Origin of the sequence: Jannaschia aquimarina, assembly GCF_000877395.1 — a bacterium.
GTDB lineage: Bacteria > Pseudomonadota > Alphaproteobacteria > Rhodobacterales > Rhodobacteraceae > Jannaschia > Jannaschia aquimarina.
The window spans coordinates 266,719-279,409 of sequence record NZ_JYFE01000060.1; the positions used below are offsets into that span (position 1 = coordinate 266,719).

At 69.1% G+C, this 12,691-nt stretch carries 8 protein-coding genes; 5 read left to right on the forward strand and 3 right to left on the reverse strand.

Going from position 1 to position 12,691, the window contains the following annotated elements; all coding sequences use genetic code 11:
• Positions 1-92 precede the first annotated feature (92 nt).
• From nirB to cysG, 4 genes are read left to right on the forward strand one after another with little or no spacing between them, the layout of a single operon-like run.
• Complete coding sequence (gene nirB / locus jaqu_RS16750) at positions 93-2,525, forward strand: nitrite reductase large subunit NirB (RefSeq protein WP_043920125.1); 2,433 nt, start codon at positions 93-95, stop codon at positions 2,523-2,525.
• Complete coding sequence (nirD, locus tag jaqu_RS16755; protein WP_043920126.1) at positions 2,522-2,857, forward strand: nitrite reductase small subunit NirD; 336 nt, start codon at positions 2,522-2,524, stop codon at positions 2,855-2,857. Before nirB ends, nirD begins: the two co-directional genes overlap by 4 nt.
• A 7-nt stretch (positions 2,858-2,864) precedes the next feature.
• On the forward strand, positions 2,865-5,489 hold the full coding sequence (locus jaqu_RS16760; protein ID WP_043920127.1) for a nitrate reductase: 2,625 nt from the start codon (positions 2,865-2,867) through the stop codon (positions 5,487-5,489).
• 11 nt (positions 5,490-5,500) lie between these two features.
• A complete protein-coding gene (gene cysG, locus jaqu_RS16765) occupies positions 5,501-6,883 on the forward strand; it encodes a siroheme synthase CysG (protein WP_043920128.1) in 1,383 nt (460 codons plus the stop codon).
• 25 nt (positions 6,884-6,908) lie between these two features.
• On the opposite strand, the gene jaqu_RS16770 is transcribed toward cysG, so the two are convergent.
• The 3 genes from jaqu_RS16770 to ppsA form a co-directional block, all read right to left on the reverse strand.
• A complete protein-coding gene (locus jaqu_RS16770; protein ID WP_043920129.1) occupies positions 6,909-8,714 on the reverse strand; it encodes a TRAP transporter permease in 1,806 nt (601 codons plus the stop codon).
• A 60-nt stretch (positions 8,715-8,774) separates the two neighbouring features.
• Complete coding sequence (locus jaqu_RS16775) at positions 8,775-9,704, reverse strand: TAXI family TRAP transporter solute-binding subunit (protein ID WP_043920240.1); 930 nt, start codon at positions 9,702-9,704, stop codon at positions 8,775-8,777.
• Between the two features lie 95 nt (positions 9,705-9,799).
• Complete coding sequence (gene ppsA / locus jaqu_RS16780) at positions 9,800-12,184, reverse strand: phosphoenolpyruvate synthase (protein ID WP_043920130.1); 2,385 nt, start codon at positions 12,182-12,184, stop codon at positions 9,800-9,802.
• Between the two features lie 140 nt (positions 12,185-12,324).
• Here ppsA and jaqu_RS16785 point away from each other — a divergent pair, with 140 nt between their 5' ends.
• A complete protein-coding gene (locus jaqu_RS16785) occupies positions 12,325-12,672 on the forward strand; it encodes a hypothetical protein (RefSeq protein WP_043920131.1) in 348 nt (115 codons plus the stop codon).
• Positions 12,673-12,691 lie beyond the last annotated feature (19 nt).

Here is a 12,691-nt window from a genome sequence, read left to right on the forward strand (position 1 = left end):
CCCGGCGCGGACCTGTCGCGCGTCGGCCATGCGCCCGACCCGGGCCGCGTCATGGTTGCCGGCATGTCCCCTCTGACGATCGGGGGTGACGCATGAGCCGCCATCTCGTCATCGTCGGGGGCGGGATGGCCGCCGGACGCCTGATCGACCACGTTTTGGCCGAGGGCGGCTGGACGGTCACGCTGTTCAACGCCGAACCGCGCGGCACCTACAACCGCATCATGCTCTCGCCGGTCCTGTCGGGCGACAAGACCTACGAGGACATCGTCACCCACGATGACGACTTCTACCGGCAGGCGGGGGTCACCTGCCGCTTTGGCGAGCGCGTTACCGCCATCGACCGGGCGGCGAAGACCGTGACCGGAGAGGACGGTGTGCCGGTGGCCTATGACAAGCTCGTGCTGGCCACCGGGTCCGATCCGTTCATGATCCCGCTGCCCGGCCACGACCTGGACGGCGTGATCGCCTACCGCGACCTGGAAGACACCCGGCGGATGATGGGTCTGGGCGAGGGATCGCGCGCCGTCGTCATCGGCGGCGGCCTTCTGGGGCTGGAAGCGGCGGCGGGGATGCATGCCCGCGGCGTCGATGTCACGGTCGTGCACCTGATGGGGCACCTGATGGAACGCCAGCTCGACGAGGCGGCGGGCTACCTGTTGCGCCGGGAGCTGGTGAGCCGCGGGATCAAGGTCCTGTGCTCTTCGAATTCCAAGGAGATCGTGGGCCGTGACGGCCGCGTCGCGGCGCTGCGCCTGGAGGACGGAACGGAACTGCCCTGCGACCTTCTGGTGATGGCCGTGGGCATCCGCCCCTCGGTCGCTCTGGCCAGGGCGGCCGGGCTGGCGGTCGGGCGCGGCATCCATGTGGACGACCAGATGGTCACGTCTGATCCGGACGTGCTGGCCGTGGGCGAGTGCGTGGAGCATGACGGACAGCTCTTCGGGCTGGTCGCCCCGCTCTACGATCAGGCCAAGGTGGCCGCCGAGACGCTGGCCGGCCGCGACGCCGCCTTTGCCAACCGCGAGACGGCGACCAAGCTGAAGGTCACCGGCTGCGACCTGTTCAGCGCGGGCGATTTCGCCGAGGGCGAGGACCGCGAGGACATCGTGTTCCGCGACCCGGCGCGCGGTGTCTACAAGCGGCTGGTCCTGCAGGGCGAGCGGTTGATCGGCGCCGTCATGTACGGCGACACCGCAGACGGTTCGTGGTTCCACGGGCTTATCAAGGACGGCACCGACGTCTCGGAGATGCGCGAGACACTGATCTTCGGGCCGGCCTTCCAGGGAGGAGAGCCGCTGGACCCTATGGCGGCCGTTGCAGCCTTACCGGCTGACGCAGAAATCTGCGGCTGCAACGGCGTGTGCAAGGGGCAGATCACCGAGGCGATCCTGGGCGGCGCGCAGGATCTGGGCGCTGTCCGGACGGTGACGAAGGCGTCCTCGTCCTGCGGCACCTGTACGGGTCTGGTCGAGCAGCTTCTGTCGGTCACGCTGGGCGACGAATACGAGGCGCCCGCCGCGCAGCCGGTCTGCGGCTGCACCGACCTGACCCACGAGGACGTCCGCCGCCTCATCAAGGCGCAGGAGCTGCAATCCCAGCAGGCCGTCTGGCAGGAACTCGGCTGGACCACGCCCAATGGCTGTCATGTCTGCCGCCCGGCGGTGAACTACTACCTGCTGGCCGACTGGCCGGTCGAATATCAGGACGACCCGCAATCGCGCTTCGTCAACGAGCGCAAGCACGCCAACATCCAGAAGGACGGCACCTTCAGCGTCGTGCCGCGGATGTGGGGCGGCGTGACTACCGCCGCCGAGTTGCGCGCCATCGCGGACGCCGCCGACAAGTACAACGTTCCAACCGTGAAGGTGACGGGCGGGCAACGCATCGACCTGCTGGGCGTCAGGGGCGAGGACCTGCCCGCGATGTGGGCCGATCTGGGCCGGGCGGGCCTCGTTTCGGGCCATGCCTATGCCAAGGGGCTGCGCACGGTGAAGACCTGTGTGGGCACGGACCATTGCCGGTTCGGCACGCAGGATTCGACCGGGCTGGGCATCAAGCTGGAAAAGCGCCTCTGGGGGTCGTGGACGCCCCACAAGGTCAAGATGGCCGTGTCGGGCTGCCCCCGGAACTGCGCCGAGGCGACCTGCAAGGATCTGGGCATCGTCTGCGTCGACAGCGGCTACGAGATCGGCGTGGGCGGCGCGGCGGGCATGGACCTCAAGGAGATCCAGCCGCTGGTCAAGGTCGCCACCGAGGCCGAGGCGATGGATCACGTGGTCGCCTTCGTTCAGCTCTACCGGGAGAACGCCAAGTATCTGGACCGGCCCTACAAGTGGATCGCGAAGGTCGGGATGGATTGGGTGCGCGAGCGGGTGGGCGACCCCCAAGAGCGCGCGCGCCTGATCGCGGCCTTCGACCTGAGCCAGTCCATCTACCAGAAGGACCCGTGGGCCGAACGGACCGAAGACGAGGAAGCGCGGCAATTCGGACCCCTGGCCGACCTGACGCTGGAGGCGGCCGAATGACCTGGACCGACATCGGACATATCGACGAGATCCCCCTGCGGGGCGCGCGCAAGGTCAAGACGATCGGCGGCTGCGTGGCCGTGTTCCGCACCGCCGAGGCGGAGGTCTTCGCCACCGGCGGGTCCTGCCCCCACAAGGGCGGACCGCTGGCCGACGGGATCGTGCACGACCGCAAGGTGACCTGCCCCTTGCACAACTGGGTGATCGACCTGACCAGCGGCGCGGTGCTGGGCGCCGATGACGGGCAGGTGCCGACCTATCCCGTCCGGGTCGAGGAGGACGGGCGGCTCTTGATCGACCTGGGCGAGCTGCGCCTCAGGCGCAGCGCCTGAGGGTGCGATGACCGGACGTTCCGAGATCCGCTCTACCTGCCCCTATTGCGGTGTGGGATGCGGCGTATTGCTGAGCCCGGAAGGCGAAGGCGGCCTGGCGGTGCGGGGCGACCCTGAGCATCCGGCGAACCGGGGGCGGCTCTGCTCCAAGGGTCTGGCCCTCGGGGAGACGGTGGGGGACGATGGGCGATTGCTGGCCCCGCAGGTGGACGGGGCGCCCGCCGGGTGGGACGATGCGCTGGATCTGGTGGCGCGCCGCTTCTCCGAGACGATCGAGGCGCACGGGCCCGACAGCGTGGCCTTCTACGTCTCGGGTCAGCTTCTGACCGAGGATTACTACGTCGCCAACAAGTTGATGAAGGGCTTCATCGGGTCCGGCAACATCGACACCAATTCTCGGCTCTGCATGGCCTCGACGGTCGCAGGCCAAAAGCGCGCCTTCGGGACCGACACCGTCCCCGGCACCTATGACGATCTGGAAGAGGCGGATCTGGTCGTGCTGGTGGGGTCGAACCTCGCCTGGTGCCACCCGGTCCTCTACCAGCGGCTGGTCGCGGCGCGGAAGGCGCGGGGCACCAAGGTCGTTGTCGTCGATCCGCGCCGCACCGCCACCTGCGATATCGCGGATCTGCATCTCCGCATCCGTCCGGGGACCGACGTGGCGCTGTTCAACGGGCTGCTGCTGCACCTCTGGGAGGTCGGCGCACTCGACGAGCAATTCGTGCGGACCCACACGGAGGGGTTTGAGGCGGCTTTGTCCCGCGCGTCGGGATCGGATCCGGCGGCCACGGGATTGACCCGGCCCGAACTGGCCGAGTTCTTCTCCCTTTTCGCCAGGACCGAACGCGCCGTCACGGTGTTCAGCCAAGGCGTGAACCAGTCGAGCCAGGGGACGGACAAGGTCAACGCCATCCTCAATTGCCACCTGGCGACCGGCCGGATCGGAAAGCCGGGCATGGGACCGTTCAGCGTGACCGGCCAGCCCAACGCGATGGGCGGGCGGGAAACGGGCGGGCTTGCCAACATGCTGGCCGCGCATCTGGATATCGAGGACGCGCGGCATCGCTCGGTCGTGCGCGACTTCTGGGCCGCGCCGCGCCTGACCGAGACCGCGGGTCTGAAGGCGGTCGACATATTCCGTGCCGCGGGCGATGGCCGGATCAAGGCGCTGTGGATCGCGTGTACGAACCCTGCCGTTTCGATGCCGGGCGCCGACGAGGTGGCCGCCGCGATCCGGGCCTGCGAGTTCGTCGTGGTCAGCGACATGTTCGCGGACACGGATACCGCGCGCCTCGCCGACGTCGTCCTTCCGGCCACGGGCTGGGGCGAGAAGGACGGGACGGTCACCAATTCGGACCGGACCATCAGCCGCCAGCGCGCGGCCCTCGCTGCGCCCGGGCAGGCGCGGCCGGACTGGGCGATCTTTGCCGATGTCGCGCGGCGGATGGGATGGGCGGACGCCTTCGACTACTGCAAGCCCGCCGAGGTTTTCCGTGAGCATGCGGCGCTTTCGGGGCTTGCAGGTGCGCTCGGGCGTGACTTCGACATCTCGGCGCTGGCCGACATCTCCGATGGCGACTACGACGCGCTGGCTCCCGCGCGCTGGCCTCTTTCGGCGACGCGGACGGGCGGGCGGTTCTTCGGTGACGGCGCATTCTTCACCCCGTCGGGACGCGCCCGCTTCGTGGCGGTCGAGCAGGGCGACTTCGCGGCGCTTCGGTCGCCGCGCTTCCCCTACCGGCTGAACACGGGCCGAAACCGGGACCAGTGGCACACGATGACCCGGACGGCGCTGGCGGCGCGCTTGTCCCGCCATCTGGCCGAGCCGTATCTGCAGATCCATCCCGGCGACGCCGCCCGCCTGGGCCTAGCCCCCGCCGATCTGGCCGAGGTCAGCGGACCGGACGGGGGCCGGGCGATCCTCCGGGTGCTCGTCTCGGCGGACGTGGCCGAGGGCGCGCCCTTCGCGCCGTTTCACTGGACGGGGGAAACCGCCGCGGCGGCCCGGATAGGCCCGCTGATCTCGGCCGCGACCGATCCCGTTTCGGGCCAGCCCGAGAGCAAGGGCGCTGTCGTCGCGATCTCGAAGTTCCCCGCTGCGTGGCATGGTTTCGCGGTCTCGGCCGCGCCGCTGACCCCGGAGGCCCGGTACTGGGCGCGGGTCCGTTCGGAAACGGGATGGCGCGCCGAACTAGCCGATACCGAGGAGGTCACGGACTGGACCGGCTATGCCCGGGCGCTCTTCGGCCTGACCGGGGATCCCCAGATCGTGACCGACGCGGCCCGCTCGGAGATCCGGCTGGCGTTCCGGGACGGGGACCGTCTGGCGGCGGCGCTCTTCATCGCGCCCGGACCCGTTTCCGTCGCGCGCGACTTCGTGGTCGGCCGCATCGGCGAGCCCGGAGAGGATCTGCTGGCTGCCCGCCCCGGTGCCGGCCGCATCGATCCCGGACCCACCGTCTGTTCCTGCATGAATGTCGGTCGGAACACGATCCTGGCCGCCGCCGCCGATCTGGGTGCGGATCTAAAAGGGGTCTGCGCGGCCACCGGCGCGGGTACCAATTGCGGGTCCTGCCGCCCCGAGATCGCCGATCTGATCCAGCGCTTCGTCCCGCGCGAAGCCGCCGAATAGGAGTTGAGCCGATGAAATCCTTCCCCATGTTCCTCCGCACCTCCGACAGAACGGTGGTGATCGTCGGCGGCGGCGAGCAGGCTGCGCAGAAGGCCCGCCTCATGCTGAAGACCGATGCCGCGCTCAGGCTGGTCGCCCCGTCGCTGGACGCCGAGCTTGCCGGAGCGGTGTCGCAGGGGCGGGCGGTCCATCATGACGGGCCCGTCACCGCCGACACGTTCTCGGACGCGGCCTTCGCCTTCGTCGCGACGGGCTGCGTGGGTGCCGACGCGGCATTCCACGCGCTTGCCAAGCAGGCGGGCGTTCTGGTGAACGTCGTGGACCGGCCCGATCTCTGCGACATGACCACCCCGTCCATCGTCGACCGCGATCCGGTCGTCGTGGCGATCGGGACGGAAGGCACGGCCCCCGTCCTCGCCCGCGCCATCAAGACCCGGGTCGAGACGCTTCTGCCTCAGGGCGTCGGCGGTCTGGCCGCCTTGGCCGGGCGCCTCCGCGGCGCGGTGGCCGAGCGCCTGCCGGAAAGCACGCGGCGCGCCTTCTGGGCGTGGGTCTTCAACGGGGAACCCGCGCGCCTGCATGCGTCGGGGTCCGAGAAGGCGGCGGCCGAAATGGTGAAATCCGCCATCGCCGAGGCGCGCTTGCCCGAGGGCGCGGGCGAGGGCCATATCGCGCTGGTCGGCGCCGGTCCGGGTGCGCGCGATCTGCTGACGCTGCGCGCGGTGCAGCGGCTGCAGGAGGCCGACATCATTTTCTACGACCGCCTCGTGGATCCGGGGGTGCTGGAACTGGCGCGGCGCGATGCGGAACGGGTGTTCGTCGGCAAGGCCGTGGGCGCCTGCGCCTGGCCGCAGGAGCGGATCTGCGCACTGATCGCGGCGGAGGCCCGCAAGGGGCGCCGCGTGGTCCGACTGAAATCGGGCGACCCCTCGATCTTCGGGCGGGCGACAGAGGAACTGGATGCGGCTCGCAGGTCCGGCATCGCGGTCGAGATCGTGCCTGGCGTGACCGCGGCCAGCGCTGCCGCCTCCGCGATCGGCCGAAGCCTGACGGAGCGCGGAGAGACCGACACGCTGATCATCGCAACCGGGACCTGCCGTCCGGACGATGCGGGGGTCGACTGGGCGCATCACGTCCGGCCCGGCACGACGCTTGCGATCTACATGGGGGTCCGGGCCGCGCCGCAGATCGCGGCGGATCTGCAGGCGGGCGGGGCGGGCCCGGCAACGCCCGTCGACATCGTGGCGAATGCCTCGACCGCGGCGGAGCGCGTCATGACCTGCACGCTCTCGTCGCTGGGCGCGACGCTGGCCGAGAACGGGGTGGGGGGCGTGGCGCTGATCCTCGTGCGGCTTCCCAAGAGCCTGGCGGCGTCCGCCGTGATCGCCGCCTGACGCGCACCGGAGGGTCGGGCAGCCGCTAGCGGAAGGCCGGGCCGAGGATCAGGGCGAGCCCCGCGAGGCCGAATGCCAGTCGCAAGGTCGCAGGACCGGGGGCGATCACAGCACGGCTGAGCGCCGCGAGCCCGGCCGCCATCATCGCGAAGGCCAGCGCGGCGGCGCCGGGTGCCTCGGCCATTCCGATCAGCGCGGGCTGGGCGATCATCCCAAGGGGGATCAGGTAGAGCCCGAGCCCCAGCGCCATAGCCGCCAGCGCCACGCGCAGCCAGTTCTCGCCGACCATGCCGGCGGCGATGAACACCGCGCCGCAGACCGGCGGCGTGATCGTCGACAGGAGCGCGAACCAGAAGACGAAGAGATGCGCCTGAAGGGGCGCCAGCCCCAGCCGCTCCAGTGCCGGGCCCGCGACGGAGATGCAGATGACGTAGGCCGCCGTCGTGGGCACCTCCATGCCCAGCAGAAGGCAGGCCAGCGCCGTCAGCAGCAGCGCGCCCCATAGGGTCCCGCCGCCGCCCTCGAGGATCGCCGAAGTCAGCTTCACGCCAAGCCCGGTCGCGCCCAGCACGCCGATCACCAGCGAGGCGCAGAGGATGATCGAGCCGATCATCGCGACCTGCCGACCGGCGGCGAGGCAAGCCTCGGCCAGTCGCCCGGGCAGGCGCGCGGGCGCGGGCCCTCTGCCATCGAAGGCGAGCAGCGCCGCGCCTGACGCGATTGCCGCGACAGCGGCATACTGGGGCGTGAAGCCGCCGACGAACATCATCGTGAGCAGGATGGTGAACGGCACGAGGAAGAAGGCCGAGGTCACGATCACGTCGCGCCGGGCGGGCCGGTCCTCTGGCACGAGGCCGCGCAGGTCGTGGCGCTTGGAGAAGCCGTCGATGCCGACCCAGACCGCCCAGAAATAGAGGATCGCGGGCAGAAGGGCGGCCGCCATGATCCCGGTATAGGGAATGCCCGTCAGCTCGACCATGACGAAGGCGCCCGCACCCATCAGGGGCGGCATGATCTGTCCGCCCGATGACGCAACTGCCTCGACCGCCGCCGAGATGCGCCTGGGATAGCCGAGCCGGGTCATCGTCGGCAGCGTGACGGCTCCGGTCGAGGCGACATTGGCCGAAGCCGATCCCGAGATCGACCCGAAGAGCGCCGAGGACAGGACCGACACCTTGGCCGCGCCGCCCCTGAGCCGCCCCGCCGCGGCGGCCGCGACGTTCATGAAGCCCGCGCCCGCCTCGCCCGCGTTCAGCACCGCGCCGAAGATCACGAAGGGCGCGACCACGCCGACCGAGACCCCGGTGAGCGACCCCCAGAGCCCGCCCTCGGCAATGGTCAGCGTGCCAAGGAACGACGCGACGGGCAGGCCCGCATGGCCGAACGTGCCCGGCAGGTACTGACCCAACAGGCCATAGGCCAGCGCAAGGGCGGCGACGAGAGGCAGGGGCCAGCCGATCATCCGCCGCGCGCCTTCCAGAACGAGGGCGATCAGCAGGACCGCGACGGCAATCTGTCCTGGTGTCTCCAGGAAGCCATACTGGTTGCGCAGATCGTCATGGGTCCAGGCGATCCAGAGGCACGCGGCGATCCCGGCGCCCGCCAGTACCCAACCGGTCACGGCCTGCCGTCGCGAGGCCGCCGCCGCGACGAAGACCCAGGGCAGGAGCAGCGCCATGTGCAGGGGACGCGCGACGAGGTTCGGAACGAGACCGTAGAGCACGAGGCCCAGATGCGCCACGACGATCGCCGCGCCCAGCCCGACCCAGAGGATCCGGGGCCCGGTTGGGGCGCGTGTCGCGGGGATGGCGCCCGCGGCCTGGCTCGTCATGCGTCCGGTGCCCTTGCGATGGTTGCGGACCGATGCGTGCCGGTCCGCAACGGATCCGGTTCAGCCTTCGGGCAGGTCGACGCCGATCTCCTGGTAATAGCGCGCCGCGCCGGGATGGATCTGCGTCGTGACATTGCCGATCATGTCCGGCGTCACGCCGTTCCACCATGCGGCCGTGCCGCCCAGATTCTCCTTGTTTTCCCAGAAGGCCTTGGTCAGCGCATAGGCCGTGTCCTCCGACATCGCCTCGGTCGCATAGGCGACGACGGGCAGGGAGGTGGTGACGATGTCCTGATCCTGGCCTGCATAGGTGCCTGCGGGGATTACGAGGCGGGTGCGTCCGGTTTCCTCGACCTGTGCATCGGTCAGGGACAGGACGCGGACGCCGGTGGACGCGGCGGCCTCGATGACGTTCGGTGCCGGATAGGAGCCGGCGGTCACGAAGGCGTCGATCTGCCCGTTCTTCAGCGCGGCCACCGCGTTCGACAATTCCGCATCGGCGACGGTCACCTGATCGGCGACGCCGAAGAGGCCCAGATATTTCTCGCCCTCCCGCGCGCCGAAGGTGCCGGAGCCCAGAAGCACGGTCTTGCCGGCCATGTCCTCGAAGCTCTCGATGCCGCTGTCGGTGGAGGCCACGAAGTGCATCGTCAGCGAGGGGATCGGGAACAGCGCGCGGATGCCGTCGAATTCTGGTGCGCCGCGATCTTCGAACGGCCCGGCCGCGTTCTGCGCCGCTGCCACCAGGCCGGGCGGCGTGGTGAAGACGTAGTCGGCGCCGCGGGCTCGCACCTCCATCACGTTCTGGACCGATCCCTGGCTCTCTTCGACGGTGACGTTCGCCGTTCCCTTGAGGGCCTCGGCAAGCTGCACCCCCATCTGGAAGTAGCTCGTCCCCGCACGCGCGGACTTGTAGGTGATGCGTTCCTGCGCGAAGGCCGGCAGCGTGCTTGCGGCCAGCGCGAAAACCGCGGCGGTGATGCGGATCATCATGATATCTCCTCCCCTGTGGCCCGACAGGGTGCGGGCGCGGGGCGGGATGTCAAGCGGGAGGTCGGCGGGCCCCACGGGGCCCTGCCTTTGCGTCAGCCGCTCTCGGCGGCGGCGACGTGATCCTTGACCTTGAGGAAACTGTCCGGCGTGACCGAGATCGAGTCGATGCCCGCCGCGACCAGGACGCGCGCGAATTCCGGATAGTTCGACGGCGCCTGACCGCAGAGACCGATCTTGCGTCCGGCCGCCTGCGCCCGCTCGATCGCCTTCTCGATCATCCAGACCACGGCCGGGTCGCGTTCGTTGAAGAGCGCCGACAGCCGGTCGCTGTCGCGGTCGATCCCGAGGGTGAGTTGCGTCAGGTCGTTCGAGCCGATCGAGAAACCGTCGAAACGCTTGGCGAATTCGTCGGCCAGGATGACGTTCGAGGGCACTTCGCACATCACGTAGAATTCCAGACCGTCCGCGCCGCGCGACAGCCCCTCCTCGGCCATGACGGCCAGAACGCGGTCCGCCTCGTCCGGCGTGCGGCAGAACGGGACCATGACCTTCACGTTGCGAAAGCCCATCTCCTCGCGCAGGCGATGGATCGCCCGGCATTCCAGGGCGAAGCCGTCCCGGTAGGCGTCGTCGTAATAGCGCGACGCCCCGCGCCAGCCGATCATCGGGTTCTCTTCGTCCGGCTCGAAGGCGCGGCCGCCGATGAGGTCCGCGTATTCGTTCGTCTTGAAGTCGCTGAGCCGCAGGATCATCGGGTTCGGGTAGCAGATCGCCGCGATCCGCGAGAGGCCGCGCGCGAGCTTGTCGATGAAGTACTCGCTCTTGTCGGGATACCCGGCCGTCAGCCGCTCGATCTCTTCGCGGACGTCTTCATCCGTAACCTTGTCGAAATGGATCAGCGCCTCGGGGTGGATGCGGATCGTGTTGGAGATCACGAATTCCATCCGGGCGAGCCCGACCCCGTCGCTGGGCAGCCGCCACCACCGCGATGCGGTCGACGGGTTGGCGAGGTTCAGCATCACCTTGGTGCGGGTTTCGGGGACGTGATCGAAATCGAGATCCTCGACCTCGTAGTCCGCGATACCGGAATAGACAAAGCCCTCGTCGCCCTCGGCGCAGCAGATTGTGACGTCTTGCTGGTCATGCAGGACGTGGGTCGCGTTTCCGCATCCGACGATGGCGGGCACGCCCAGTTCCCGGCTGACGATCGCCGCGTGGCTGGTGCGCCCGCCATGATCGGTTACGATCGCCGAGGCGCGCTTCATCACCGGGACCCAATCGGGATCGGTGGTCGACGTCACCAGCACGGCGCCGTCCACGAAACGGTCGATATCCGACACGTCCTCGATCAGGCAGACCGTGCCCGTCGCGATCTGTTCGCCGACGCTGAGCCCGGTGACCAGCGTGCTTCCATGCTCGCCGATCTTGAAGCTTCGGAGCGCGGCGCTCTGCGCGCGGGACTGGACGGTCTCGGGCCGGGCCTGAACGATGTAGAGCTTGCCGGTCTCTCCGTCCTTGGCCCATTCCATGTCCATGGGCAGGCCGTAATGGCGTTCGATGATCGCCGCCTGCCGGGCGAGTTCGAGAACCTCGTCGTCCGACAGCACGAAGGATTCCCGCTCGGCCTTCGAGGTCGGGACGTTCTTGACCGGGCCGGCATCCGAGGCACCGGCATAGATCATCTTCTTTTCCTTGGCCCCCAGCTTGCGCTCGATGATGGGACGCAGCTTCCGGTCCTCGAGGAAGGGTTTGTAGACCTGGAACTCGTCCGGCGTGACGGCGCCCTGCACGACATTCTCGCCCAGGCCCCAGGCTGCGTCGATCAGCACGACCTTGTCGAAGCCGGACTCGGTGTCGATCGAAAACATCACGCCCGAGCCGCCGATATCCGAGCGCACCATCTGCTGGACGCCCACCGACAGCGCGACGTCCATGTGGTCGAAGCCCTTGGCGTTGCGGTAGCTGATGGCCCGGTCGGTAAAGAGGGAGGCGTAGCAATCGCGGCAGGCCTTCAGAAGCGCATCTTCGCCCACCACGTTCAGGAACGTCTCCTGCTGGCCGGCGAAGCTCGCATCGGGGAGGTCCTCTGCGGTGGCCGAGGAGCGGACCGCCACCGACAGGTCGGTCTTGCCGGCGCGGTTCGAGAGGTCGCGGTAGGCGGCGACGATCTCGGCCGCGGTCTCTTCGGGCCAGTCGCCGGATCCGATCGCCGCGCGGATGCTCTGGCCCGCTTCGTGCAGAGTGATCTTGCCGGAGGCGAGCTTGTCCATCTGCCCGGCGATAAAGGCGTTCAGCCCGTTTTCCTCGATGAAGCGCCGGAAGGCCGCGGACGTGGTCGCGAAGCCGGGCGGCACCGAGATGCCGAGCGCGTCGAGTTCCTGCACCATCTCGCCAAGCGACGAGTTCTTGCCCCCCACGAGCGCCACGTCCCCGCGGCGGAGATTCTCGAAGAAGATCACTTCGCTTGGCTTCGTCATGGCTTGCCTCCGACCGTTTGCCGTTTCTCCGTTCGGATCAGTAGCCGAGTGCGGCGGCGGCACGCTGATTTCGATCAAGGTGGCAAAACGGGGCCGGAATAGGGTAGGAGCAATCCTGTTGAAGATTGGACATCCGCCACATGAACACAGCGCTCGCCGCCCTCGCCCATGACATCGAATCCTCTTTCGATCTCTCCGACGAATTGATGGCACGGGTTCGTGACGCCCTGGCCGCCAACATGGACACGCCCCCCTCGATCGAGGATTTCCGGTCCACGGACGCGGTTCTCGGCCTGGTGCGGCAGTGCCTGCCCGGCTGGACCATCCGCATCCGCGGCACGGCCACCACGCCCAACGGGCACTGGCATTGCAGCCTGAGGCAATCGGCGATCCGGGACAACGATCCCTATGTCGGGATCGGGCAGGGGCCGACCCTTCCCCACGCGCTGCTGGCGGCCGTTCTGGGCGCGCTGGCGCAGGCGGGATAGACGGCGGGGGCCGCGCCCT

Bases quoted from the DNA above. Each gene is read 5' to 3' on its own strand.
- nirB (WP_043920125.1), top strand. From the start codon at position 93: ATGAGCCGCCATCTCGTCATCGTCGGGGGCGGGATGGCCGCCGGACGC.
- nirD (WP_043920126.1), top strand. From the start codon at position 2,522: ATGACCTGGACCGACATCGGACATATCGACGAGATCCCCCTGCGGGGC.
- jaqu_RS16760 (WP_043920127.1), top strand. From the start codon at position 2,865: ATGACCGGACGTTCCGAGATCCGCTCTACCTGCCCCTATTGCGGTGTG.
- cysG (WP_043920128.1), top strand. From the start codon at position 5,501: ATGAAATCCTTCCCCATGTTCCTCCGCACCTCCGACAGAACGGTGGTG.
- jaqu_RS16770 (WP_043920129.1), bottom strand. From the start codon at position 8,714: ATGACGAGCCAGGCCGCGGGCGCCATCCCCGCGACACGCGCCCCAACC.
- jaqu_RS16775 (WP_043920240.1), bottom strand. From the start codon at position 9,704: ATGATCCGCATCACCGCCGCGGTTTTCGCGCTGGCCGCAAGCACGCTG.
- ppsA (WP_043920130.1), bottom strand. From the start codon at position 12,184: ATGACGAAGCCAAGCGAAGTGATCTTCTTCGAGAATCTCCGCCGCGGG.
- jaqu_RS16785 (WP_043920131.1), top strand. From the start codon at position 12,325: ATGAACACAGCGCTCGCCGCCCTCGCCCATGACATCGAATCCTCTTTC.